The organism is Massilia sp. CFBP9026, from assembly GCF_034045165.1.
In the GTDB taxonomy this organism is placed as follows: domain Bacteria; phylum Pseudomonadota; class Gammaproteobacteria; order Burkholderiales; family Burkholderiaceae_D; genus Telluria; species Telluria arenae.
This window is the reverse complement of record NZ_JAXCWH010000001.1, coordinates 201,079-227,326: the sequence shown is the minus strand read 5'-3', so window position 1 is coordinate 227,326 and position 26,248 is coordinate 201,079. Positions and strand designations below refer to the sequence as shown.

Here is a 26,248-nt window from a genome sequence, read left to right as displayed (position 1 = left end):
GGGGGATTAAGCACGCGCGCCACCCTTCAGCACGGCCACGATGTCGTAGACGGCGCCCATGGTGTGATAGTCGACCTTGCCGGCCGGGCTCTTCTCGTCGGAGAGCTTGCGGTTCTCACGGTCGAGGATGCGGTACCAGGCGCCGTGCTGGTGGTCGACGAAATGGGTCCAGCTGTATTCCCACAGGCGGTCGTACCAGGTCCAGTACTCGGCGTTGCCGGTGCGCGCGGCCAGCATCGCCGCCGCCGCGGCGCTTTCTGCCTGCACCCAGAAGTATTTGTGGAAGTCGCACACGGTCAGGTCCGGCGCCAGCGAGTAGCACAGGCCACCGTATTCCGGGTCCCAGCCCTTCTCCACCGCTACCTTGAACAGCTTTTCCGCGGTCGGCAGCAGCCAGCCGAGGTCCTGCTCCAGCACGTCCTTGCCGCGCGCTTCCAGCTGCAGCAGCAGCTTGGCCCATTCGGTGAAGTGGCCCGGCTGGTAGCCCCAGGGACGGAACAGGTTTTCCGGGTCCTCGATATTGAACGTCCAGTCGGGCTGCCAGTTCGTATCGTAGTGTTCCCAGACCAGGCCGCCGCAGCGTTCGGCCTGGCGCTGGGTGATGTTGTAGGCCACCGTATAGGCGCGCTCGATGTAGCGCCGCTCGCCGGTCGCCGCATGCGCCGCCAGCAGGGCCTCGCAGGCGTGCATATTGGCGTTCTGGCCGCGGTAGGTGGACAGCTCACGCCAGTCCTGGCTCGCCTCGTCGGCATACAGGCCGTCGGCCGCGTTCCAGAAGCGCTTTTCCATCAGCTCGAAGGCTTCGGCGATCCAGGGACGCGCCTCCTCCATGCCGCCCATCGTGGCGTGCGCATAGGCCAGCAGCACGAAGGCCTCGCCATAGGCGTGCTGGGTGCCGTCCTCGATCGTGCGGCCGTCCAGCATCCAGGCATAGCCGTCGCCATCCGGGGCGCGGTGCGATTCGCGCAGAAAATGGACCGCATGCGTTAGGCCCTCGCGATAGGCCGGATCGCCGAAGTGGCGGTAAGCCATGGCATAGGTGAACACGAAGCGCGTGCTGCTGACCAGGTGGCGATGGCTCGCGTCGTAGACCGCGCCGTCGTCCTTGAAGTAGTGGTACATGCCGCCGGCGGGATCGATCGCGCGCGGATGGTAGAAGCGCATCGTGTGGCGCGCGTGGTCGAGCAGCACGTCCGGGCTGCGAAAGTTCGGGAAAGTGGTCATGGTGGCTTCGGGTGGGTGTGCGTTAGTCGTCGTAGCTGCTCTCGCGCACGATCATCTCGACTGGCAGGGTTATCTGGGATGGGGTTTCGTCGGGTTTGTGCAGCAGGGAGTCGACCCCGGCCCGCCCCAGCGCTTCCTTGTCCACGTGGACGGTGGACAGCGGCGGGATGGCGGCGGCGGAGGCGGCGATATCGTCGAAGCCGACGATCGCGAGGTCATAGGGGATCTTGAGCCCTTCGGCCAGGCAGTACTTCATGGCGACCAGGGCGGTGCTGTCGTTGTAGCAGAACAGCGCGTCCGGCCGCTTCGGCAGCTCGAGCAGGCTGCGCATCGCCTCGATCACGCCGTCCTCGCCCTCGCCCAGCGTGGGCACGATGACTTCCAGGCTCGGGTCGGCATGCACCTTGGCGTCGAACAGCGCCTGGCGAAAGCCCCGGTTGCGCTGCTGGATGCTGTAGTGGGCCAGGGAGCCGGACAGCATCGCGATGCGCTTCTTGCCGCAGCGCAGCAGGTGCTGGGTGGCGAGGTAGCCGCCACCCATATTGTCCGGATTGATCGAGGTGAAGCCGCGCCGGTGCATGTCCACCAGCACCATCGGCTTGCCGGTCTGCTGCAGCGCGCTCAAGACCTCGGGCTCGAAGAAGCCGGCGCACAGGATCGCGTCGGGCTGGTGCAGGCGGATCTGTTCCAGCACCGGCTCGGCCGGACCGACCACGATCAGCGACAGCGCGATGCCCTCGCGCCGGCAGGCTTCTTCAGCGCCGTGCAGCACCGGCGTGAAGAACGGACTGGAGGTGAGCGTGTTGTGCTGGCTGTGCAGCAGGAAGGCGATGCGGCGGATGCGGCCCTTCTTGAGCAGCGAAAAATCGTAGCCCAGCCGGATGGCGGCCTCGCGCACGACCGACCGGGTCGCCTCGGTCATGCCGCCCTGGTTTTTCAGCGCACGCGAGACGGTGCCGATCGACAGCCCGGTCTCGCCCGCGATGTCGCGCAGGGTCACCTGGCTCATGGCAGCACCAAAATCGACAACATGCTAGGTCTCCGTCATTATTATTTAAAACTGTTTTATTAAACGCTGGATGCCGCGTTTTTTGGCCTTAGACCGGCCAGGAAAATTCGCTTGCATCCAGCAGGTTTTATAACAGTCGCACTTTTGACGCGTCAATCGAAGAGAAGCTACTCCGGCGCTTTTTAGCGCTTTTTAGTAAACAGGCCAAACGCCGCCCGTCACCGGGTTCTGCCGAGGCATGTCTTACCTCGGCAGAACGTACTTACTGCGTGCCTGTTTCGTGTTTACCGGGCGCTCAACACACCGGTCGACGGCTTGCGCACACCCGGCTGCAGCAGTTCGAGTTCGGCCAGCTCCACCGTGCTGCCGTTGTCGAAGCGCAGGCGGTATTCGCGGTAGGCGCCCGGCTTGGCGACACCGAACGGCCGCAACTGCTTGCCCCAGTCGAAGCGCTCGCCGCTGCGCCCGTCGAGCGCAGTCCAGCCACCCTTGCCGCTGCGGCCTTCCAGCGTCCAGCCCAGGCCTTGCGGCGCGGACGCGCCCGCGGTGATGGTGTAGTGGCTGATCCGGGTTGGCGCCGCGAATGCGAACGCGACGCTGGCGCGCGGCGGCAGGGACAGCACGGTCGCCGCATCGTCGTCCACCAGCGCGCCGGCGATACGCTTGCCGTCCAGGGTCACGCTGCGCGCGCCGCCGCTGCGGTCGTCCAGGCCCTCCGGCTGCTTGCCGGAGGCCGTGAGCGAGGCCGGCAGGCTGGCTGCGTCGCTGCCCCAGGTCGACGGCGCACTGCCCATCGTGAATTCCAGGGTGGCGCCATTGGCGATGTCGGCGTGTTTGATCCAGGCCTGGTTCCACGGCTTGCCGTTGACCTTGAGCGACTGCACGTACACGTTCTGCGGGCTGTTGTTGTTCGCGATCACGCTCAGCATGCGCCCGTTTTCCAGCCGCACGTCGGTGCGCGCAAAGGCCGGCGAGCCGATCACGTATTCGGGAGACCCCATGCGCAGCGGATACAGGCCCATCATGGCGAAGGTGTACCAGGCCGACATCTCGCCGTTGTCCTCGTCGCCGGCGTAGCCCTGGCCGATCTCGCTGCCCAGGTACAGGCGGCGCAGCACTTCGCGGGTCAGCGCCTGGGTCTTCCAGGGCTGGCCGGCGGAGGCGTACAACCACGGAATGTGATGCGAAGGCTGGTTGCTGTGCGCGTACATGCCCATGCGCACGTCGCGCGCCTCGGTCATCTCATGGATCACCCGCTTGTAACGGCCCGAGAATTTTTCCTCACCCGTCTCCGGGGTGGCGAAGAACTGGTCGAGGCGCGCCGCCAGCTTGTCGCGTCCGCCCATCAGGCTGGCCAGCCCCTCGACATCATGCGGCGTGGTGAAGGCGAAGGTCCAGGCGTTGGCTTCGGTGTAGTCCGCCGCCCACAGGCGCGGTTCGAAGCTGGCCGCCGGCTGGCGCCACTGGCCCTTGGCGTCACGGCCGCGGAAAAAGCCCGTCGCCGGGTCGAACAGGTGCACGTAGTCGGTGGCGCGCGAGGCGAAGTATTCGCTCTCTTCGCGGTAGCGGCGCGCGCGCGCCGTATTGCCCTTGCCGGCCTCCTCGTCGGCCAGCGCCTGCCCCATCTTGGCCAGGCCGAAGTCGTTCAGCGCCCCTTCCAGCGTCCACGACATGCCCTCGTGCACCGTGGTGTCGGCATAGCCACGGTACATCGACTTGCCCAGGCCCTTGCGGCCCACGTTCGAGACCGGCGGCGCCACCGTCGCGTTCTTCAGCCCCGCCTCGTAGACCTGGTGCACGTCGAAACCGCGCACTCCCTTGAGCCAGGCGTCGGCGAAGGCGACGTCGGAGCTGGTGCCGACCATCAGGTCGGCATAGCCCGGCGACGACCAGCGCGCCATCCAGCCGCCGTCGCGGTACTGCTGAAGGAAGCCATCGACCAGTTCGCCGGCGCGGGTCGGCGTGAACAGCGCATAGGCCGGCCAGGTGGTGCGGAAGGTGTCCCAGAAGCCGTTGTTGACGTAGTTCTTGCCCGGGATGATCCTGGCCGAGGTGCTGGCGCCGTCGCCGCCGGCATTGTCCTTGGACCAGCCGCTCTGGTCGGCATGGCGCCAGTCCGGCTTGTCGACCGTGCCGACGTTTTCGTGGGCCATGTTCGGATACAGGAACAGGCGGTACAGGTTCGAGTACACGGTCACCAGCTGGTCTTCGCTGGCGCCCTGCACGTTCACGCGGCCCAGTTCCGCGTCCCAGGCCGCCTGGGCGCGCTCGCGCACGGCCTCGAAGCCGGCGTCGCCGACTTCCATGTCCAGGTTGCGGCGCGCCTGCTCGAGCGAGATCAGCGAGGTGGCGATGCGCATGCGCACCTCGCCCTTGGCATCGGGCTTGAACTTGACGTAGCCGGTCGGACGGCCGGTCTCGAGCGCGCCGCTGGCGGTCCATGGCTGGTCGAAGCGCGCGAACACGAACATGCGCGAGGCGCCGTTCGACAGGCCGCTGCGGGTGTCGGTATAGCCGCGCAGGGTCTGGGTCGCGGCATCGAGCGTCAGGCCGCCGCGCGCGTCGACGTTATCGAACAGCAGATTGGCATCGGCGTCAAGAGGGAAGCGGAAGCGGAATACCGCGGCGCGCTCGGTCGGCGCGATCTCGGCGCGGATGCCGTTGTCGAAGTCGACCCGGTAGCCATGCGCGCGCGCCTGTTCCTGCTCGTGCGAGAACGACAGCGCGCGGCGCTGGCGATCGGGATCGGGCTGGCCGCTGGCGGCCGAAGGCATCACCTGGAAGGTCTGGCGGTCCCCCATCCACGGGCTCGGCTGGTGGCTGAGCGACAGCGCCTGCAGGCGTGGCCGGTTGTCGGGACCGTTCTTCTCGTTCCAGCTGTACATGAAGCTGAGCGTGCCGGCGTCGGTGACCGGGGTCCAGAAGTTGAAGCCATGCGGCATCGCCGTCGCCGGGATGTTGTTACCGCGCGAGAAGGTGCCGTTGGCCTGGGTGCCGCGCGTCGCCCGCACGTAGTCCGACACGCGCGTGACGGCCAGCGGGGCCTGGTCGGCGATGACGATGTCGTCCAGCCAGCCGCTGGCCCTCGCCTTGCCACCGGCGGGCCGCACTTCGAGCTCGATCGACTTGATGCGGCGGCCCTTCAGCTGGCCCAGGCGCACCGATTTGTTCGCCCACTGCTGCGGGAACAGCGTCTTCGATTCGGCCTGGGAGGCGGCGCCGACGCGTACGCCGTGGTGGTCGAGGATGCCCAGGCTTGAGACGCGGCTGCCGTCGTCCAGCACCAGGTCGAGCGAGATGCCGGTCGAGGCGACCGTGTCGTCATCGACGATCTCGGGCAGCACTTTCCACGACAGCGTCGTGTCGGCATCGATGGCGATATCGACCGGGAACAGCTGCATGCTGCCGCCGCTGCCTTCGGCCTGGTAGCGCAGCGCGCGCAGGCCGCTGTAGCCGGCCTTCGGCTTGGCGGTGTAGGGGCGCTCGGGACCCGCGCCGGCCTCGACGCGCACACCGCTGCCGGCAAGGGTCGCAGGCATGGGGTCATTGGCCTCGAACGAGCTCGAGAACCAGGCCGCGTCCGTGGCCGGTGCCGGGCTGTCAGGCGTGGTGCTGGCGCAGCCGAGCAGCAGCGCGGCGGCGGCGACCTGGGCCGCGATGGCGCGCCGCCGCGGGGCAGCGCCACGGCGTGCGCCTGCGCTGCGTGGTTGGTCGGACAGCAAGGCGGCGCTGCGGGAATCGTGAGCGGTTGCTTTCTGCGTCATGGTGCGGAAGGGCTCCTGGTCTGTGGAAGGGTGGCTGGCACGGCATCGGCCAGCGCGCGAAGTTGCAGGGCGGCGCGCAAGTCGTCTTCGCTGGCGTCGGACGTCACCTCCAGCGTGATGCGCTCGCCCGGTAGCAGGGTCAAGGCGTTGTCCGACAGGTCGGCATCAAGATCGCCGAAATCGATCCAGACCGCGCGCGCGAGGCTGGAGGCGGAGATGTCGAGCAGGTAGGCGCCGGCGTGAGCTTGATCGCGGCGTAGGTCCGCGCGCAGGCCGGCGTCTTTCCAGGCGATGTTTTTGGCCGGCGCAAAGTACACCACGGCGCGCGCGGCCGGTTCGCCCTCGGCTTGCAGCTCGAATACGGCGACGGTGGAGGCGGGATCGGCCGTGCCGAGCAGGTCGGCGTCGCGGTAGGCGGCGACCTCGGTCGCCGACAGCGGCGCCATCTCGACTGGCTTGCGTTCGTCGCGCAGCACCTTGCCGTCCAGCGTCATCACGCGGGTACGCAGCTCGCCACGCACGCGGCCGATGCGGTCATTGAGCAGGCTGAGTCCAGTCTCGCCCTTGGCATCGCGCAGCGCGGCCAAGGCCACCGGCGCGAAGAAGCGGCGCGCGTGGAAGTGCAGCGCCTTCGGGCGGCCGAACCAGTCGATGCCGGACCAGGAAGCGCCCGGCCAGACGTCGTTGAGCTGCCAGTACAGCGAGCCCATGGTAACCGGCCGGCTGCGGCGGTGATGCAACGCCGCCAGTTCGATGCCTTCGGCCTGCATCGCCTGGCTCAGGTAAACAAAGCCGGCGAAGTCGCGCGGCGCGCCGAACTCGTCATTGATGTACTTCATCAGGCGTTCGTTGCCCTTGCCGGCCATGAACTTCTGATGGGCGTCGATCACGGGCGCGCCGAGCTGCTGCTGGTCGCGCCGGGCGAAGGCATCGATGGTGCGCTGGACTGGCCACGCCTGCAGGCCGTATTCGGACATGAAACGCGGCGTGATCTCCAGGTATTTCGTCACTGGATGGGCCGGATTGCCCCACACTTCCCAGTAATGCATGTCGCCGCTGGCCTCGGTGTTGGCGACTTCCTGCAAGTCCTCGCTCGGCGAGCTGGACCAGTAGCCGATGCCGCCGCCCTCTTCCCGCACCACCTGGCGCAGGTCGGCGCCGAATAGCTGCACATAGCCCTTCCATACCTGGTCGGCGAAGACCGGATCGGCCGCCTTCAGCGTCTTGCCATGCCCCCAGTATTTCCACGCGATCTCTTGCTCGTTATTGCCGCACCACAGCACCACGCTCGGATGATTGCGCAAGCGCCTGACCTGGTCGCGCGCCTCGTGCACGACGTTCGCGCGGAAGGCCGGGTCGTAGGCCGGCTGCATGCCGCCGCCGAACATGAAGTCCTGCCATACCAAGAGGCCCAGCTCGTCGGCAAGATCATAGAAGTCGCGCCCTTCGTAGTAGCCGCCACCCCAGCTGCGCAACATATTCATATTGGCGTCGCGCGCCAGTTCCAGCGCGCGGCGCAGCTGCGCCTTCTTGACGCGCGGTTGGAACATGTCGAACGGGATCGTGTTGGCGCCCTTGGCGAACACCGGGATGCCGTTGACGACGAAGTAGAAGGCCGTGCCGCGCGGGTCGCGGTCGCGGCGCAGTTCGACGCTGCGCAGGCCGGTGCGGGCGGAGACGCTCGCCAGCCGGGTCTTGCCGTCAGCCACCTCGAGCTCGTAGCGGTACAGCGGCTGCTTGCCGTAGCCGTTCGGGAACCAGCGCTGGGGCGCGTCGACCGCCACCGGAAGCGCGATGCGATTGGCGCCGGCGCGCAACCGGGCGCGCTGGCGGGCGGCCAGCGTGCGCGCGCCATCGGGCGCGGTCTGCCACAGGCGCAGCTCGACCGCCGCAGCGCGCACCGCGTCGAGCGAGGCGATCGCGGTCAGTTCGGCGCGCGCGGCGTCGACGCGATCCTGGCGCAGTTGCAGGTCGTCGATGCGCAGCGCATCCCAGCTTTGCAGCACCACCGGCTTGGTGATGCCGGCGCCGACGTAGCGCGGTCCCCAGTCCCAGCCGTAGTGATAGCCGGGCTTGCGCACGAAGTTGCCGGTCATGGCGTCCTGCGGCTCGTCGCCGTAGGGAGAAGGATAGTTGCCGGCGATTTTGTGCGGCATCGCCGCGACCTGCGGCAGCATCCGCGCGATCGGCGAGCGCAGCACGATGCGCAGGATGTTGCCGCTCGGGTGCAGCCGGCCCTGCACCGGCACGCGCCAGGTACGGTGGGCGTTGTCGGCGTCGAGCAGCTTGTGGCCGTTGAGCCAGACTTCGGCGAAGGTGTCCAGCCCTTCGAACACCAGGTCGCTGCGCGCGTTGCGCAGGGCCGCGCGCGGGGCATCGAATTCGACGCGGTATTCCCAGTCCGCCAGGCCGATCCATTGCAAGCCGGCCTCGGGCGCGCCGACATAAGGGTCGGGTATCAAGCCGTGCGCCATCAGGTCGGTGTGCACCGTACCCGGCACCGTGGCCGCGCGCGACGGCGCCGCTTCCGGATAGGCGCCGGCCTGGGCGTCGCCCGGCACCATGCGGAAGGTCCAGCCCTGGTCGATGGTGAACTGCAGCGGCACTTCGGCCTGGGCGGCGCCGGCAAGCAGCGCCATGACCAGTCCGAGCAACAGGCGCGTGGAGGACATCAGTGTAGACATGGCAATCATGGGATGTGGGCCTCCCCGCCTCCTGGTCGAGGTGCGGGGAGGCGCGACGGCGGAACTCAGAACTTGTAGTTCAGGCCCACGTATGCCACGCGGCCGGCGTAGCCACTCGAGTAGTAACGCGCCTTGGTGTCGTTGCCCAGGCGGGAACGCGACTCTTCCTCGGTCAGGTTCAGCACCGATGCGGTCAGGCTGAGTTCCTTGGTGAAGTTGTAGGCGGCGTTCAGGTCGACCTGGCTGTACGGCTCGTCATACACATTCAAGCCGTTGACCAGGCCGTTGACCACTTCTCCGCGGCGGTTGTACGACGCGCGCAGCATCATCTTGTCGTCCGAGTAGAACACGGTCAGGTTGGCCTGGTTCTTGGCGCTGCCCACCAGCGGCGAGGTGCCGATCTGCTGGCCATTGGACAAGGTGATCGCGGCCTGGTTGGTCTTGTTATACGTATAGTTCGCCTGGAAGCCAATGCCGGAATCGAAGGTGTGCTGCGCATACACTTCGATGCCCTTGGACACCGCATCGCGGCCACCGGCGCTGGTGCTGTAGTTCTGCACCGCCACCGACTGGCCGCCGATGTCCAGGGTGACGTCGCGCACCACCGGCACCGCGAAGTTGCTCACGTTCTTGCGGAACACGGCCGCGCCCAGCACCGAACCGCGCGTGAAGTACCACTCGAGGCCCAGGTCGTACTGCGTGGCCTTGAAGGCGTCCAGTTCCTTGTTGCTGCCCGTACCGAACCAGCCTACCTGGTCGCCGCCGCCGATCAGGCGGCGATCGTCGACGTATTCCTGGCCGAAGTTGCGCAGGCTGCCTGGGGCGGCGATCGAGTTGTAGCTCGGACGCGCCACCACCTTCGACGCCGCGCCGCGCAGCAGCAGGGTGTCGGTGAGGTCGAAGGCCAGGTTCAGGCTCGGCAGGTAGTCGGTGTAGGTACGGTCGAGCGCGCTCACCACGAAGGTCGAGATGTGGCCGCTGGCTGGATTGGTCTGGCTGTCCGGCAGCACGGTGAAGCCGCTGGTGCAGCCCGAACCGGCCGGCGCGCCGGCGGCAGGCGCGCCGCCCGGCAGGCATGGCGCCGGATTGCCGTCGGGACCGTCGAAGAAGTAATCGTTGTAGTAATCGACCTGGTCCGTCGAATCGGCGTGCTGGCGGGTGCGCACCACGCGCATGCCCAGGTTGCCGCGCAGGCGGTCGGTCTTGATGTTGGCCTGGACGTACATCGACGTGATTTTCTCGTCGACGTTGTAGACGAAGTTGTCCTCGTTACGAGTCTGCATCGGGCCGTAGGTGCTGTTCAGGTGCGCGATATAGGCCGGATAGTTGATCGCCGGGAAGGCGCTCGCTTTCAGCCCGTTGGTCAGGTTGCCCAGCTCTTCGCTGTAGAGGAAGTCGGGACGGAACTTGTTGGCATTGACGTCGCAACCGTTCTGGAAGCGGCTGTCGTAGTCGCCCGGGTCGGCGCCCTGGCAAACCCAGTAGTTGTTGCCGGTACGGCGGTTGGTGCCGCCATCGCGGTACTTGGCGCCGAACTGGATCGAATCGAGCCAGTTGCTCTTGTCGACGTGCCAGGTCAGGTCGGCCTGGGCGTAGTTCTGGTCGGTCTTGTTGCGGGTCCACGACGAGCTGGTCGAGCCAAGGTCGATCTCGCCGATGCCATTGCGCAGGTTGGCCATCAGCTCCGGCGAGAAGTTCATGGTCGGGGTGCCGGAGAGGTCCCACGACGAGAAGTGGTTGCCCAGGCTCCAGCTGCCGTCGGCGTTCTGGCGGCGCGGCTTGATCGGCATGCCGAGCGTCATTTCCGGACCGCCCTCGGCCCAGGTGCGGCCGAGCTTGATGTCGGCGTCGAGCGACTCGCCCTTCCATTCGAGTTCGAAGTCGGCGGTCTGCGACAATGCTTTTTCGCGGCTGATGTTGCCGGCGATCTGCGGGGTCGGAATCGTGCAGTCGTCGGGACCGAAGCCGCCGGTATTGGCGAACCCGGCCGCCCCGGCCTGCGCCGAGCTGCAGTAATAGTTCTTGCCCGGACGCGCGCTGTACTGGGCGCCGGTGACGATGCTGCCGCTCGGGTCGAAGGTCAGGTGGTCGAGCATGCGGCCGCCCGGATAATTGCCGTCGCCGTTGAAGCGCGCGATGCTCCATTCCGGGATCTTCAGGGAATTGGTCTGCGTATTCTGCTTCAAGTCGAAGCGGAAGTAGTTGGCCGTCATGTTCAGGTTGCGCAGCGGCTTGAATTGCAGCGTCAGCTGGCCGCCCTTGCGCTCGCGTTCATTGGTCACCACGTCCAGGTTGACCGAGGTCGGCAGCGCGAAGTTGGTGTAGTAGTCGCCATCCTGGTTGTAGAAGCCCGACTCGCCCCACCAGTACGAGTTCAGTCCGTTCGGCTGGCCGTTGACGTCGACCGACGGATTGGTGGCGCGGCTGTCGCTGTACCACTGCCAGTTGGAGGTGCTGCCGCCCATGGTGCGGATGGTGCGCTTCTGCTGGGTGTAGCCGATCAGGACGCCGATGCGGTTGCTTTCGTCGTGCCAGGCGTACTGGCCCGAGATCTGCGGGTCGGTCTTCTTGGTGGTGTCGGACCAGGTGCCTTCGGCGTTCAGGAAGCCGGAACCCGATTTCACGTCCAGCGGACGGCGGGTGCGCAGGATCACGGTCCCGCCGATGCCGCCTTCGTCGAAGCGCGCTTCCGACGTCTTGTACAGTTCGGCGCTGGCCAGCATATTCGACGGCATCAGCGTGTAGTTGAACGAACGGGACGGATCGCCATTCGATTCGGCGGTGGCGACGTAGTTGCCGTTCAACTGGGTCAGCGTCAGTTCCGACGACAGGCCGCGCACCGAGACGTTCTTGCCCTCGCCGCCGCTGCGGGTGACGACCACGCCCGGCACGCGCTGCAGGGCGTCGGCCACGTTCTTGTCCGGGAACTTGCCGACGTCTTCGGCCGTGACCACCTCGACGATCGAATTGGCCTCTCGCTTCTGGTCGAGGCTTTTCTCGATCGCGTAGCGGTAGCCGGTAACCTGGACCGTTACCGGTGCCACGGTATTGGGCTGGACCGCGGGCTGTGCGCCCGCCTGCGCCGGTTCTGGTTGCGCAGCGCCCTGCTGGGCCACCGGCGCTGCGGGTTCCGCTGCGGTGCTCGCAGCCGTCTGCGCGTGGGCGCTGGAAAGGGTCAGCAGTGCGGCGCCGACCGCCATGGCGATGGGCGTGATGCGGCAGGTCTGCTGCCGGGAAGCGGCTTGGGTTCTTGAAGTCATCGTTTGTCTCCTTGTCGTGCCCTGTGGCGGGCTTTCTTTTAGGCGGAACCTTTCGGGTTCCATGGAGCGGCATGCCGTGCTTTCCCCGGATGCGCGGACGCTGGAATGATAGCGTTCACAGGGATTTACTAAACGACAGTGATGCCGCGTGCATAGCAGGGGTCTTCGTGTAACAACAAGCGAATTTATACAAAGGAAAGAACTTCCACTCAACAGTCTTTCGCGGAACGGGCGCAGTTTAGCGAAGTTTAGTAAACGGCGATAAACCGTGTGCGACCCCGTTCCCCTGGGCAGAGTGCGATATCATCGCGGCAACTTAACCTGAGACAAGAGTGTTGCCGCTGTGTTTTTCCCCTATGTTTATCTCGCCTACCTGTACTTCGTACTGCGCCTGATCGTTCCCCTTCCCCTGCACCGCTTCACCCGGATCGGCCTGGGACTCGCCCTGCTGCTGGTCTGCCAGCACCACATGATCCAGCGCTGGGTGTTCGGCACGATGTTCTCGCCCGAGATCCCGCGCATCTTCATCATCCTGCTGGGCTGGTTGTACTGCAGCTTCCTGCTGGCGCTCCTGCTGCAGCTGCTGGCCGACCTGGCCCTGCTGGCCGCCTGGGCGCTGCGCCGCGGGCGTGCCGTCGATGCCCGGCTGACGCTTCGTTTGCGATATGCCGTCCTTGCCGCCGGCACGCTGCTGTCGGCGGTCGGCGTGGGCCAGGCGATCGGGGTGCCCGAGGTACGCCGGGTCGAGCTGGCGATCCGCGACCTGCCCCCGGCCCTGGATGGGTTCCGCATGGTGCAACTGACCGACCTGCACATCAGCCGCCTGATGCACGGGGACTGGGTGCGCGAGGTGGTCGAGCGCAGCAATGCGCTGCGGCCCGACCTGGTCGTCATCACCGGTGACCTGATCGACGGTTCGCCGCAGGCGCGCGCGGGCGACGTGCGGCCGCTGGCCGACCTGGCGGCGCGCCACGGCGTCATCGCCAGCCTGGGCAACCACGAATACTATTTTGGCGCCGAGCGCTGGACGGGTGTCTTCGAAGGACTGGGCATGCGGGTGCTGGTCAACCGCCACGCCACCGTCGACCATGATGGCGGCCGCCTGACGATCGCCGGCGTGACCGACCGGGTGGCGCCGCGCTTCGGTATGGAGGGGCCGGACACGCGCCGCGCGCTCGAAGGCGCCGCGCCGGATGCGCCGGTCGTGCTGCTCAGCCACCAGCCGATCGGCGTCGCCGCCAATGCCGAAGCCGGAATCGACGTGCAGTTGTCGGGCCATACCCATGGGGGCATGATCCGGGGAGTCGACCAGGTGGTCAAGCGCGCGAATGGCGGCTACGTCTCGGGCAGTTACCGCGTCGGAGGGATGGTGCTGTATGTCAGCAACGGCACCGGGCTGTGGAACGGGTTCCCGATCCGGCTCGGGGTGCCGGCCGAGATCACGGAGTTCGTCCTCAAGCGCGCGGGTTGATCGAACGCGTGGACGGCCGAGCCGTCCACGCGTTCAACAACATCTCAACGCGACCGCTTCTCCAGTTTCGGCACCGGCGGCAGCGACGCCTGGTGCTTCTTGATGTCGCTGAGCAGCAGGCGCGCCTGGGTGCCCCAGCCACCGATGAAGACGTCATCCTTGCCGTCGCCATCGAGATCACCCCTGCCCATGCTCCAGCTGCGGCCGACGGTCACGCCCGGCAGCACGGACAGGGTCACATCCTTGAAATTGCCCTTGCCGTCGTTCTGCCAGGCGCGCGGCTGCAGCGGCACGAAGCCCGGCACCTGGATCGCCCCGACCAGCAAATCCGGCGCGCCGTCGCCGTTGAAATCGACCACCGTGCCGGCCCAGCTCGAGAAGGTGTGCGCCGGCAGGCGCGCCTCCGTCTCGTCGCGGTAGTTGCCCTTGCCGTCGTTGACCAGCAGGCGCGTTTGCGGGTCCTTCTCCCAGCCGGCGTTATTGCTCGTGATATTGAAGAACACGATATCGAGCTTGCCGTCGCCGTTCACGTCCAGCACGTGCACTTCGCGGGTCTCCATCGGCACCTTCAACTCTAGCCGGTCCGACGCGTCCTTGAAACGTCCCTTGCCGTCGTTGATCAGCAGGCGATTCGGCTGGCTGGGGCTGGCCAGCACCAGGTCGAGGTGGCCGTCGCCATCCATATCGGCCAGCACCGCGCCCTCGGTCTGGTCGTTCGCCTGCGGCAGGTGGGTGGCGGAGGCATCGATGAAATAGCCGGGCCGCTTGGGGTCGCCCAGGAACAGCAGGTTCTTGGCCGGCACCTCCTTGCCGCCGCCCGCCTCGCCGGTGCTGCCGATGAAGATGTCGGGCAGGCCGTCGCCATTGACGTCGCCGACCGCCAGCCCATTGCCCTGGCTGTGGGCCGGCAGGCGCGCGCTGGCGTCGACGAAGCCGCCCCTGCCGTCGCCCAGGTAGAGCTGGTGATTCTCGTCCGCCTCGGCCACGAACACCACGTCCATATGGCCGTCGCGGTTGAAATCGGCGGCGCGCACGTGTTCGCTGTCGTGCATGCGGGTGCCGAAAGCATCCGGGACGTATGTCAGCTTGCCGCCGCCGTCATTGCGGTACAGGCGGTTGACGCCGTGCTCCACCGAGATCACGACATCCAGGTCGCCGTCGTGGTCGACGTCGATGAACACCGAGTCGGTGGCGTGCAGGGCCGGTGCGACCGGCACATTCAGCAGGGTCGCATCGATCCAGCCGGATCCCGGCGCCTCGGGAATCAGGGAGAAGGCATCGTAGGCCGGATCGCGCGCAGTGGGCTTACCGGGCTTGCCTGGCTCGATGCGCCAGAGATCGTCCAGCTCCGGCCCGCCGCCGCGATTGCCGCTGCCGGCAGCGATATAGACCTTGCCGTCCAGGGTGGCGGCCTGGGTGCCGTGGCGGCCGACCGGCATGGCGGGTAGCGTGTGCCAGCGGGCGGTTTTTGGGTCCCAGGCCTCGACTTCGCGGTGCGCGTGTTCGTGCTTCATGCTCTCGCCGCCCATCACCGCCAGCTTGCCGTCGATGACGGCGCTGGCCGTCCCGGCGCGCTGCGTCGGCAGCGGCGCAGGGAGCGTGCTCCAGCGCTTCGTCTTGAAATCGTAGACGTCGACCTCGCCGACCGTCTGCGCCAGGGTATTGCCCAGGTCGTGCGCGGAGCGGCGGCCGCCCGCCGCATACAGCTTGCCGTCGATGACGGCGGCGTGGAAGTGGTCGCGCGCATGCGGTGCGTCGGGGAGCTCGATCCAGCGGCCGGTGGCCGGGTCGAAGGCGTCGAACCAGGCGACGTAGCCGCTCATATGGCCGCGGCGGTTGCCGCCGACCAGGTAGATGATCCCGTCATGCACCGCCACGCCGCTCGCGCCGCGCCGCCGATGCGGCGGAATCCCGGGACCCTTGCTCCAGCGGTCGGCCGCCGGATCGTAGATCAGCACGTGCGGCACCGGAGACTCCTCCGGGAACTTGCCGGTCAGGGCGCCGAGCACGACTAGCTTGCCTTCAAACTCCACGCCCTGCAGATGGTGGATCTCGAATGGCGGCGCTTCGCCTTTGGTCCAGCGCCCGCTGGCCTGGTCGTAGATCTCCAGGGGCCGCTCGCCGCGTCCGCCGAGCAGGATCAGGCGCCCGGCCACCGCCGCGAAGCCGTTCTCGTGGCGCGCGGTGGGCCTGGATACGTCGGTCTGCTGGCGCCATTGCGGCGCCGTCGCCTGGGCGGGTTCACGGGCCTGGGCGGCGCTGCCGCCTATCGTCGTGGCGGCCAGCGCGATGGCGGCGGCGAGCCGGGTCCAACAAGGGTTGCGCGGCTTGGCGCAAGGGTCAAACGTCATCGATACGTTCCTCCATGAGCTGCAAATGCGATGCAAGCGGAAAGCATAGCAGACTTGACAATTCGGCAAGCACGCCCGACATCCCCATGTCATGGACCTGTCACGTGACGTTGATAGCATGGCTCGTTCGGTTCGATAAATGACAGCCCGGTGCCTGCCTCCACCCCTCTTCCACTCGCCATCCTGCGCCGCCGCGTCCTGTCACTGGTCAGCCCCAATGCCCTGCTGCCCGTGACCTGCGTGCTCGGACTCACGATCGTGCTCTCGATCTGGGCCTTTTACTTCGATCGCGCCGAGCAGGAGAAGACCGTCGCGCGCCAGGCGGCGACCACCAGCAGCGAAAACATCGTCCTCATCGTCGCGACCAATCTCGAAGAAGTGCTGGGCCGGGCCACGCTCTATGCGCGCATCGCCGCCAGCGAAGCGAATGCGGCGCAGTCCAGCGCCCTCCACCTGAATCCGCAAATGGTCGGCGACTCGGCCTATGTGCGCGCCGCGCTGTTCGACGCCGATGGCGCCCTCGCGTACTCGTCCGCCAACCAGGACCGGGAGCCCGAGCTGCAGCAGCTTCTCGAGCGCACCGGCGGCGACCCACCCGACGCGCCGGCGATGGCGATCGGACACCCCGCCGCGAGCGGCAAGTATCCCTGGCGCCTGCCGCTCCTGGTCCGCCTCGACGGAGACCGGGGCCACTACGGCGCGATGGTCGACCTGGGCTACTTTTTGGGCAGCTACCGCAACGTCGACCTGGGGCCGGAAGGACGCATCGAGATCGTCCACCAGGACGGCGCGCCGCTGGCGGTCATGCAGGGCGGGATCCTGTTGCCCACGGCGTCGCGCGCGACGGGGATGATGGAGTCCTCCGCCGGCGCCATCGTCGCCCGCGAAGTCCTGGCCGACATCCCGATCCGGGTGACCGTGATCCAGGATCCGGCGGTCGTCCTGGGCCAGCTCGATGCGCAGCACCGGTCGTACTTCCTGCGCGCGGGCGCCTATTCGCTGCTGGTGCTGGTCATCACGATCGGCATCGCGGCCGGCCTGTGGCAACAGCAGCGGCTGCACAGCGCCGTGGCCGTTTCGGAACAGGAAAAGCAGCGCCTGATCGCCCAGCTGGAGCAGGAAAAGAGCCGCGCCCTCGCGCTGGCCTCGCAAGACCACCTGACAGGGCTGGCCAACCGCCGGATGTTCCAGGAGATGGCGTCGGCGGAACTGAAGCGGGCCAGGCGCAGCCGCAACCTGTATGCCCTGCTGTTCTTCGATCTCGACCGCTTCAAGGTGATCAACGACACCCTGGGCCACGGCGTCGGCGACCAGCTTTTGAAGGCGGTGGCTGCGCGCCTGCGCGGCGCCGTGCGCGAGTACGACCTGGTCGCCCGGCTGGGCGGCGACGAGTTCGTGGTCCTGCTGTCCGAGGTGCCGTCGGAGGAATTCGTCGCCCAGCTCGCCGGCAAGCTGGTGCAGGGCCTGTCGGCGGTCTATACGAACCTCGACGGCCACGACGTCGAAACGAGTCCCAGCGTCGGCATTGCGCTGTATCCGCGCGACGGCCAGCAGCTGGACGCGCTGCTGCTGCATGCCGACCAGGCCATGTACAGCGTCAAGGCGCGCGGGCGCGGCTTCTTCAGCTTCTACGACGCCTCGCTGAACGCTTCCAATGCGCTGCATTCGGAACTCGCCGCGCGCTTCAGGCCGGCCATCCAGGACGGCGAATTCTGCCTGCACTTCCAGCCCAAACTGACCCTCGACACCTTGCAGATCGTCGGCCTGGAAGCCCTGGTCCGCTGGCAGCACCCCGACCATGGCCTGATCTTCCCGGGCGACTTCATCCCCCTGGCCGAGGAACAGGACTTCATCGCGCCGCTGGGGCGCTGGATCATCGACGCCGTGTGCCGCCAGCTGGCGCAGTGGCGGGCGGACGGCGTGCCGCTGGTGCCGGTGGCGATCAACGTCTCGGCGCGCCAGTTGCGCGACGAACGGCTGCTGGAAGACTTCCTGGGCGCGCTGGCCCTGCACGGCATCGCACCCGAGCTGATCGAGATCGAACTCACCGAGAGCAGCCTGATCGAGGATGCGGAACTGGCGCAGCGCAACCTCGACGCCCTTGCCGGCGCCGGCATCCGGATGGCGCTCGACGACTTCGGCACCGGCTTCTCTGGCCTGTCCCGCTTGAAGCAGTTCCCGATCCATACCGTCAAGATCGACCGCTCCTTCATCCGCGACATCCGCAACGACACCAACGATGCGGTGATCGTCGCGTCGACCATCTCGCTGGCCCACAACCTGGGCCTGACCGTGGTGGCCGAAGGCGTCGAGACGCGCGACCAACTGGTGCACCTGAAGGCCGCCGGATGCGACCAGGTGCAGGGCTTCTACCTGCAGCGGCCGTGCGCCGCGGCGCAGATCGCGCCGCTCCTCCACAAGCAGTACCTATCATTCCAGCCGACATGACATCCATTCTCCGCCGCCGGACAGCCATGCAGCTCCCGCTCCTCGCGGCCCTGGGCGCCCTTGGCGCACCGGCGCTGGCGGCAGCCTGCGAACGGCCGGACCGGCTGCGCTTTTCCATGATCCCGCGCGGCGACGTCCGGAAGGAAATCGCGGATCTGCAGCCGCTGCTCGACCAGTTGCGGGCGGCGCTGGGCATCCCGGTGGAGATCTATGCGGCGCCCTCGTACGGGGCGGTGGTCGAAGCCCTGCTGTCCGGCGCGGTCCACCTGGCGCGGCTGGGGCCCGCGTCCTACGTGTCCGCCAGGCGCGCCGATCCCATGCTCACGCCGTTCGCCAACTATGCGAACAAGGCGAGCAGGTTCCAGCCGGCCGGCGCGTCCTATCATTCGCTGCTTATCGTCCGGGCCGGCAGCGCGCTCGCGGACGTCGGGGCCCTGCGCGGAAAACGCCTGGCCCTGGTCGATCCCGAGAGCACCTCGGGCGCCCTGATCCCGCGCCACGTATTCGCGAAACAGGTCGGCAGGCCGCTGGAAGCGTATTTTTCCCAGGTCGGCTATTCGGGCAGCCATACCCAGTCGATCAACCGGGTGCTGGCCGGCCAGATCGACGCCGCCTTCGTCGGCAGCCAGAACCTGGCGACGGAGATGGCCTCGAATCCAGCCAGGGAGCGCCAGATCCGGGTCGTATGGCGCTCCGGCCCGATCCCGACCGACCCCTTCGTGTTCAGGGGCCAGCTATGCGACGACTTGCAGGAGAAGATACGCGGCGCTTTCTTCAACCGCGGCGGCCCGCAGAGCGCCGACGTGCTGGACAAGCTGAACGTCGCGCGCTTCGTGCCGGTGTCGGACCGCGATTACCGGATCGTCCACGAGATTTATTGAGGTGGATGGGAGGCGCGCCAGCCGGCAGTCTCAGAAGAACGGCCAGGCGAGTCGCCCCTTCAGGTGCAGGACGACCCGTAGCGCCGGGTAGCCGAGCGCGAAACCGAAGGCCAGCAGGCAGCATGGTTGGCCCATGAAGGCCAGCCAGAACCCGGCGACCATGCTGGCGGCCACCAGCACCATCAGCCACAGCTCGATACTGAGCAGGAATCCGGACGCTGCGCGCCACACTTGCCGCAGCTCGGCGGCGACTTCGCTGACGGACTTGTCATGCACCATGGCAGAGTTACCTCCTCGACCGGACCGGCGCCCGGACCGTTACTGCATCCTAGCCCCGGCGCCGACAAGCAGCATTGCCGCGCGACAATAAATGCGACGGAGTTCCAGTCTCGTGACGCGGCGGACTCATACCCAGGTATGCCCCGCCCTATCCGATGCGCCGATAGGCGGCGGTGCGCAGCCTGCGGATAATGTGCTTACCCTGATCATCCGGAGCCGCCATGACCGACATCACCGCACCGCGCGCCATCATCATCGGCGGCTCCCTCGGCGGCCTGTTTACCGCGCTCACCCTGCGCGCCATCGGCTGGCGGGTGGACGTGTTCGAGCGTTCGCCGCACGCCCTGGACAGCCGCGGCGGCGGCATCGTGCTGCAGCCCGACGTGCTGCACGCCTTCCACTTCGCGGGCCTGCGCCATCCCGGCGCGCTGGGCGTGGCGTCCGGGGACCGCATCTTCCTCGACCGCGACGGCAAGGTCGTGCAGCGCGGCTACCAGCCGCAAACCCAGACCTCGTGGAATATGCTGCACGCGCTGATGCGCGCCGCGCTGCCGGACACGCAGGTGCATGCCGGCGAAACCCTGCTGCGCTTCGAGCAGGCGGGCGGCCAGGTGCGCGCCCATTTCGCCGGCGGGCGCAGCGAGACCGGCGACCTGCTGGTCGGCGCCGACGGCGCGCGCTCGACGGTGCGCCGGCAACTGCTGCCGGCGCTGGCGCCCGACTACGCCGGCTACGTCGCCTGGCGCGGCCTGGTGCCCGAGCCGGCGCTCGGCGCCATCGACCGCGCCCTGCTGGACGGCGTGTTCGCCTTCCAGCAGGGCCCGGACCACATATTCCTCGAAGACCTGGTGCCGGGCGAGGACCGCTCGCTCGCGCCCGGCGCACGGCGCTGGAACTGGGTCTGGCACCGCAAGCTGGTGTCGGAGCGCCTGGCCGGCGTGATGACCAACGTCGCGGGCCGCCAGCACGCGTTCTCGCTGCCGCCCGGCGCGCTGCGGCCCGAGCACGCGGCGGCGCTGCGCGAAGACGCCGCAGGCAACCTGGCGCCGCCGTTCGCGCGCCTGGTCGCGCTCACCGCAGAACCGTTCGTGCAGGCGATCCTGGACCTGGACAGTCCGCGCATGGTGTCGGGCCGGGTGGTGCTGGTGGGCGACGCCGCCTCGGTGCCGCGCCCGCATACGGCTGGCGGCGCGGCCAAGGCTGCGGCCAATGCGCTGTTCCTGGCCCAGGCCCTGCAGCGCACCGAGGTGCCGGTCGAAGAGCGGCTGCGCGAGTGGGAAACGCTGCAGCTGCGCACCGGCCGCCTGATGCTCGAGGCGGGGCGGCGCATGGGCGACCGGATCATCGGCTCCGTACCAGCCGATGCTTCACGGTGAAAAATGGATCGCGATTCATACCCGCAGGATTTACCGTCTTTAACTTTCATCGCCGGGCGATGACGATTATGCTGACATGGCGCCGATGACCTGTCGGCGAACGCCGAACCAAAGAGGAATCCATGTCAGCATACGTCGTCTTCATCCGCGAAAAAACCACCGACCAGGCCCAGATGGACCAGTACGCGCAAACGGCGCCCGCCGCGCGCGCCGGCCACGACATCACCCGGCTCGCCTTCTATGGCGCGCTCGAGGTGCTGGAGGGCCCAGCCGCCGAGGGCGTCGCCATCCTGCGCTTTCCCGACATGGCGGCGGCGCGGGCATGGTATGACAGCCCGGCCTACCGGCAGGCGCGCGAGCACCGCCACCTTGGCGCCGACTACCGGATGCTGCTGGTCGAGGGCAGCGACGCCGCGCAGTAAGCGGCCTTACCTGCCCCCACTCCCCGGCCGGACCATTCACTTTCCAGGAGAACCTCATGAGCATGAAGCACGTCCTGTTCATCGTGACCAACACCCATGAAATCGGTCCGCACAAGCGCCCGACAGGCTACTTCTTCCCCGAGATCGCGCACCCGGTCGAGGTGTTCGAACGGCACGGGGTGGCGGTCGAATACTGCTCGCCGCTGGGCGGCGCGCCGTCGGACGACGGCTACGACGAGAGCGACCCGGCCCAAGCGGCCTACCGCAACAGCAAGTCGATCCGCCGCCTGGCGCGCAGCCGCCGCCTGGCCGAAGTGGACGTGCTCGACTACGACGCCGTCTTCGTCCCCGGCGGCCTGGGCCCGATGGCGGACCTGGTCACGAATCCCGACGTGAAGCAGGCCCTGGCGCGCGCCTGGAACGCCGGCCTGATCGTGTCCGCGGTCTGCCATGGCCCCTGCGCCCTGCTCGGGGTGAAGACCGAGGATGGCGCGCCGCTCATCAAGGGCCGCCAGCTCACCGCCTTCTCGAACCGCGAAGAAGAAAACTACGCGAAGGCAGACGTGCCCTTCATGCTCGAGGATGCGCTGGTGGCGGAAGGCGCGCAGTTCTCGGCGGCCGATCCCTGGCAGGTCAAGGTGATCGTCGACGGCCGACTGATGACGGGGCAAAATCCCGCCTCGGCCGGTCCGCTGGCGGAAGAGATCGTGAAAGCGCTGGGCTGACGAGGTAGAACGGCATCGCCACACCCACCAGGAACCTCGACCGTCCGACGTAGTCCGACTGTTGCCTGCATCAGGGTGAGCGCAGCTTCTTTCTTGTACGGACAAGCGGTTTGGTCGTGGCGGTGTCATCAGGCACGGTGCTGTTTCCCGGCCCAGGCAGCTGGGTCGAATCGCCCATAGCGGCCGTCTGTTTAAGTTGCTGCAAAGCGGCATTCATCTGATGCTTGAACTCGGCAATAGCCTCCGCAATTTCGTGCATGCCAGCGGCGGCGTTGTCCCTATCATGCTTGAACTGGATGAGTATCGCTTTCGACACGCTGGCATCGTCGCTCGCCATCGCAGCAAGATCGTCGGCAGGTTGCAGGACACCGTTGTCCTGCGCTTCGCGCATCACCGGAACGAATGCCACCTCCAGACCGAAGAACTGGCCGATGCGATTCAGCGTCGCCATCGTCGGATTGCCCTGTCCCAGTTCGATTGCCTTGATTACCCTGGCGCTGACGCCGCGGTGTCGCGCGAACTCCTCTTGCGTCATCCCGGAAATCGCCCGCATCTCACGTACGCCCTCGGTGAGTGACAGCCTGGCGGCGGCTGCGGACGCAAGCATGCGATTGCGTCGCTCCCGAATCTGCGTCTTGTCGATCGGTTTTCTTCTGCTCATGACTACCTCAAGGCCAGGATGTGGGTTCGTTGCGCTTCGACGCTGGGTTTGACGAATTCGACGATGTCATTGTCGATGCCTGCCTCGCGCATGTAGTTGGGCAAGGTCGCCAGTTGTTCGCCAAATCGGACCAGGGCGTCCACCACCTGCGCATGCTCCGGACCGGACAAGGCCAGGTGATCCAGGATGTCCGTCCAGTGCCGAAGTTCCTTGCGTGTTTCACGGTGATACCAGCGCGCCGAGCGGGTGATGCCTTCGGGGTCCAGGTACATCGGTGCGAAATCGAACAGGGGCGTCAGGCGAACGATACCATCGGCAGATTGCACCGCTGTGTTGCGAGCATGGTTATCGGTATTGCGCATGGCCAGGTTGAGCACGTCGCGCCGGATGAACTCGATGGTCTCTTCGGTCGGATCGTCCACGACCTTGCGTACTGCCTCCAGCAGTTCGAACTGGTTGGCCTGGGTACCGAAACCGGCCAGTCCGGCGATCGAGGCCACGCTCTCCTGGTGAAAGCGCTCTACGCATCCGTCCCGTGCGCGGCGGTCGAAGCGAGGAACGAACAAGGTGTTTTCATGCCATGTCGGCAGGTCGAAGGTACGGATGCCAAGTCGGTGAGCGACTTCCATATAGCCGGCTTCGTTGCGCAACACCTTGCGATCGTCTTCGGATGACCCGCGTGGTCGCTTGACAATGTAATGGCGCCGGGCACGGTCGTCGGAGAGCGTCGCATCCGGATACCATTTGCCGTCATGCCCTTCGGTCAACAGGTATTTGGGGGCGACTCCCTGCACGCCAGTGCCACCTGCCGCCAGCATGCCATGGACCATCATCACTTCATGGAAGTCTGCCGAACGTGCGAGCAATTCATCGAAATCGAAACCCGCGGCAGCAACATCATGGCGTCCGACATGCTGCTCGTAATAATGCACGGCTTCCCTGACCCGCAGTCGGCCGATGGGATTGAAGGCGCCTGCGCAGAGCAGCGGGAGATCGGACGCCTGGGCATCGGGAAGCTTGAGATGATCGAGGAGGAACTTGCGACCATTCCCTTGCGGTACGAGGTCGTACAAAAACGTCGGCCAGGCCTCGCGGACATGGCGACTGGCATCGACTGGAAGGACGAGCGAGACCGGAGACGGCGCGTTACCGAAAGCGTAGGGCAAATCGTACTCGAATACGCAATCGTTGGCCCTGAAGCCGTTGTGGACGATGTCTGAAAAGCTCGCAGTGGCAGCTGCCATCCACTGGCCGTCCTGGAAAATCTCGATATGGCAGTCCATATTCGGTCAACACCCTGAAAGTGCACTAAATGATCCTGAAACCAGTATAGCAGCTAGTTTGTGCACCGGACAGCAGATAGCATACGGCCATATTTGCACCTGACACATTCTTGAGTCCGAATAAAAAATTGCCGGCGTCAGCCGGCAATTTTCACTCCTGTCCTGCGTCGAGCCTCAGGCGCATCCCTAGAAATCGAACTGCGCCGACATCAGCGCGGTGCGCGACGCGGCTGCGCTGGCGAAGGTGCCGTTGGCCAGCCAATAGGCCTTGTCGGCGACGTTCTCGACGCTGGCGCGCAGGATGACAGGACGGCCCATCAGGCTGGTGCGGTAGCGGGCGCCGATATCGAAGCGGGTCCAGGACGGCAGGAACAGCGTGTTGGCGGCGTTGAACGGGATGTCCGAGGTGTGGATGGCGCGGGCATTGAAGCTCAGGCCCGGCACCTGTACCAGATCCCAGTCGAGGCCGGCGCTGAGGGCGCGCTTCGGCACGCCATTGGCGTCGTTGCCCTCGTTCACGCCGCCCTGGGTTTTCTGCAGTTCGGCGTCATAGAAGGTCGCGCTGGCCATCAGGCGCAGGTTGCGCACGACCTCGCCCATGGCCGACAGTTCCAGGCCGCGGTTACGCTGGTTGCCGTCCATGCTGTAGATCGTGGTGACCGGATCGGTGACGGCGTTCGGACGATCGATCTGGAACACGGAGATGCCGGTCAGGAGCTTGCCCTGCTCGACCTTCACGCCGGCCTCGTACTGCTTCGATTTATACGGGGCGAACACCTCGCCTGCATTCGCCGCCGTCTGGGGCGCCGTCCCACCGCGCGTCAGGCCGGACGTGAAGTTGGTGTACAACGACACATTGGCCATCGGCTTGACCACGATCCCGAGCAGCGGCGAGGTCGCGCTCTCGTCGTACGAGGTCGTGCTGGCTCCGGTCGGTGCGATATTCTTCGCGACGACCTTCTGCTTGCGCACGCCGCCGGTCACCAGCACCCGGTTGTCGAAGAACGACAGGGTATCGGTGAGGGCGATACTGGACAGCTCCGTGCCCGAGGTCGTGGTCGGCGACTCGCGTACCCCGGTCATGGCCGGCAGCGGCACCGGATGATAGATGTTCGAATTCACCGCGGCGCTGGCCGGCCCGGGCAGGTAGAAGCTGCCGGACTCCTGTTCCAGGCGCGAGGCCGAGACGGTGAACAGGTGCTTCACGCCCAGCCCCTCGACGGTGGCGCGGGCGCCGACCTCGCCGGTCTTGTTGCGGGTGGCGGCGTCGTACCATGCATTGGTGATGCGCAGATTGCCCGCCATGTCGATCGCATCGTTGCCGCGCGCGGCTGGGAAGTCCTGCTCATAGGCGTTGTAGTGGTAGCCGGCGGCGGCGTACAGCATCACGTTCGGGGCCAGGTCGTATTCCAGCCGCGACGAAATGGTCGAATCGCGCATCGCGAGTTCGACGCCCGGATACATCGCGCTCTTGCCGGAGGGCGCATCCGGGATCCGCGTCACGTTGGGACGGAAGCCGGACTGGCCGCGGAAACCGTCGGTGTCCTCGCGCTGGGCATAGGCATCGACCACCCAGCGCAGATTCGAGGAACGGTAGTCGAGCGTCAGCGCGGCCAGGCCGGATTCGGTCTTGCTGTGGTCGAGCGTGTTGTCGCCATTGCGGTAGACGCCGTTGAAGCGCACACCCCACTGGCCGGCATCGCCGAAGCGGCGGCCGACGTCCACGTGGGTGCCGAAGATCGACTTGCTTTCGAAGGTGCCGGTGATGCGGGTCAGCGGCTGGTCGCCCGCGCGCTTGGTGACGATATTGATGCTGCCGCCGACGCTGCCGCCTGGGGGGATGCCATACATGAGCGTTCCCGGGCCTTTCAGCACTTCGACGCGCTCCATCATCGCCGCCGGCATCCGGTTGCCCGAGGCCAGCCCGTACAGGCCGTTCACGCCGACGTCGCCGCTGCCGACGCCGAAGCCGCGGATCTGGAAGTCCTCGCTGAAGCCGGAGGTCGAGGTCTGCACCCGCACCGAGGCTTCGTTGACGAGCACGTCGGCCAGCGTGCGCGCCTGCTGGTCTTCCAGCAGCTGCGAGGTGTAGTTGGTCGTGCTGAACGGCGTATCCATGATGTCGCTTGCCCCGAGCACGCCAACGCCGCCGCGGCGCGCCACGCCGCCATTCATGTAGGGCGCCTCGTCCAGCGTGCGGGCGCCGGTCACCAGCACTTGCTCGATCTGCGGCGTCGCGGCGTCCTGGGCGTGCACGGCGCCGGCCAGCAGGGCGATGGGCGCGGCGGCGAAGGCGGTGCCCCAGACCCTGCCGATCATCAGGCACAGTTCCGTGGGACGATTGGATTGGGCAGATGGCGGAGTCCGAAGCTTGGTCATGAAGAGGTCCAGTAAGAATTGACATTGAATG

General features: G+C 66.8%; 16 protein-coding genes. 6 read left to right on the top strand and 10 right to left on the bottom strand.

The window, feature by feature from the left end; translation table 11 throughout:
* Window positions 1-6 precede the first annotated feature (6 nt).
* From SOM28_RS00970 to SOM28_RS00950, 5 genes are all read right to left on the bottom strand, one after another.
* A complete protein-coding gene (locus SOM28_RS00970) occupies window positions 7-1,224 on the bottom strand; it encodes an AGE family epimerase/isomerase (RefSeq protein WP_320466883.1) in 1,218 nt (405 codons plus the stop codon).
* A gap of 22 nt (window positions 1,225-1,246) precedes the next feature.
* Window positions 1,247-2,233 (bottom strand): LacI family DNA-binding transcriptional regulator, encoded by a 987-nt coding sequence (locus SOM28_RS00965; protein ID WP_320466882.1) that lies wholly within the window; start codon window positions 2,231-2,233, stop codon window positions 1,247-1,249.
* A gap of 284 nt (window positions 2,234-2,517) precedes the next feature.
* Window positions 2,518-5,997 carry a GH92 family glycosyl hydrolase gene (locus tag SOM28_RS00960; RefSeq protein ID WP_320466881.1) on the bottom strand — a complete coding sequence of 1,160 codons (3,480 nt, stop codon included), beginning with the start codon at window positions 5,995-5,997 and terminating at the stop codon, window positions 2,518-2,520.
* Complete coding sequence (locus SOM28_RS00955) at window positions 5,994-8,681, bottom strand: beta-mannosidase (protein ID WP_320466880.1); 2,688 nt, start codon at window positions 8,679-8,681, stop codon at window positions 5,994-5,996. The genes SOM28_RS00960 and SOM28_RS00955 overlap by 4 nt, the downstream gene beginning before the upstream one ends.
* A gap of 65 nt (window positions 8,682-8,746) precedes the next feature.
* Complete coding sequence (locus tag SOM28_RS00950; protein WP_320466879.1) at window positions 8,747-11,941, bottom strand: TonB-dependent receptor; 3,195 nt, start codon at window positions 11,939-11,941, stop codon at window positions 8,747-8,749.
* A 343-nt stretch (window positions 11,942-12,284) separates the two neighbouring features.
* Here SOM28_RS00950 and SOM28_RS00945 point away from each other — a divergent pair, with 343 nt between their 5' ends.
* Window positions 12,285-13,412: a metallophosphoesterase gene (locus tag SOM28_RS00945; protein WP_320466878.1), complete on the top strand. Its 1,128-nt coding sequence runs from the start codon at window positions 12,285-12,287 to the stop codon at window positions 13,410-13,412.
* Window positions 13,413-13,456: 44 nt separating this feature from the next.
* Here the strand turns inward: SOM28_RS00945 and SOM28_RS00940 are convergent, their stop codons facing one another.
* The gene (locus SOM28_RS00940; protein WP_320466877.1) at window positions 13,457-15,763 is read right to left on the bottom strand and encodes an FG-GAP-like repeat-containing protein; all 2,307 of its coding nucleotides are present in this window, start codon (window positions 15,761-15,763) and stop codon (window positions 13,457-13,459) included.
* Between the two features lie 150 nt (window positions 15,764-15,913).
* Here SOM28_RS00940 and SOM28_RS00935 point away from each other — a divergent pair, with 150 nt between their 5' ends.
* Together SOM28_RS00935 and SOM28_RS00930 are read left to right on the top strand one after the other, a co-directional pair.
* Window positions 15,914-18,211: a putative bifunctional diguanylate cyclase/phosphodiesterase gene (locus SOM28_RS00935; RefSeq protein WP_320466876.1), complete on the top strand. Its 2,298-nt coding sequence runs from the start codon at window positions 15,914-15,916 to the stop codon at window positions 18,209-18,211.
* Window positions 18,212-18,237: 26 nt separating this feature from the next.
* Window positions 18,238-19,092 (top strand): phosphate/phosphite/phosphonate ABC transporter substrate-binding protein, encoded by an 855-nt coding sequence (locus SOM28_RS00930; protein ID WP_320466875.1) that lies wholly within the window; start codon window positions 18,238-18,240, stop codon window positions 19,090-19,092.
* A 30-nt stretch (window positions 19,093-19,122) separates the two neighbouring features.
* Here SOM28_RS00930 and SOM28_RS00925 read toward each other — a convergent pair whose 3' ends face one another.
* A complete protein-coding gene (locus SOM28_RS00925) occupies window positions 19,123-19,371 on the bottom strand; it encodes a hypothetical protein (RefSeq protein ID WP_320466874.1) in 249 nt (82 codons plus the stop codon).
* 221 nt (window positions 19,372-19,592) lie between these two features.
* Here SOM28_RS00925 and SOM28_RS00920 point away from each other — a divergent pair, with 221 nt between their 5' ends.
* The 3 genes from SOM28_RS00920 (at window position 19,593) to SOM28_RS00910 (ending at window position 21,894) form a co-directional block, all read left to right on the top strand.
* Window positions 19,593-20,747, top strand: a complete 1,155-nt coding sequence (locus SOM28_RS00920; protein ID WP_320466873.1) for an FAD binding domain-containing protein — start codon at window positions 19,593-19,595, stop codon at window positions 20,745-20,747.
* Window positions 20,748-20,869: 122 nt separating this feature from the next.
* Window positions 20,870-21,169 (top strand): DUF1330 domain-containing protein, encoded by a 300-nt coding sequence (locus SOM28_RS00915; RefSeq protein WP_123069325.1) that lies wholly within the window; start codon window positions 20,870-20,872, stop codon window positions 21,167-21,169.
* Between the two features lie 56 nt (window positions 21,170-21,225).
* Window positions 21,226-21,894 carry a type 1 glutamine amidotransferase domain-containing protein gene (locus tag SOM28_RS00910; RefSeq protein WP_320466872.1) on the top strand — a complete coding sequence of 223 codons (669 nt, stop codon included), beginning with the start codon at window positions 21,226-21,228 and terminating at the stop codon, window positions 21,892-21,894.
* Between the two features lie 70 nt (window positions 21,895-21,964).
* On the opposite strand, the gene SOM28_RS00905 is transcribed toward SOM28_RS00910, so the two are convergent.
* The 3 genes from SOM28_RS00905 to SOM28_RS00895 all read right to left on the bottom strand — a co-directional run bounded on the left by SOM28_RS00905 (window position 21,965) and on the right by SOM28_RS00895 (window position 26,157).
* Window positions 21,965-22,555 (bottom strand): helix-turn-helix domain-containing protein, encoded by a 591-nt coding sequence (locus SOM28_RS00905; protein ID WP_147934149.1) that lies wholly within the window; start codon window positions 22,553-22,555, stop codon window positions 21,965-21,967.
* Between the two features lie 2 nt (window positions 22,556-22,557).
* The gene (locus SOM28_RS00900) at window positions 22,558-23,838 is read right to left on the bottom strand and encodes a type II toxin-antitoxin system HipA family toxin (protein WP_320466871.1); all 1,281 of its coding nucleotides are present in this window, start codon (window positions 23,836-23,838) and stop codon (window positions 22,558-22,560) included.
* A gap of 186 nt (window positions 23,839-24,024) precedes the next feature.
* Window positions 24,025-26,157: a TonB-dependent receptor gene (locus SOM28_RS00895; protein WP_320466870.1), complete on the bottom strand. Its 2,133-nt coding sequence runs from the start codon at window positions 26,155-26,157 to the stop codon at window positions 24,025-24,027.
* Window positions 26,158-26,248: the final 91 nt, after the last annotated feature.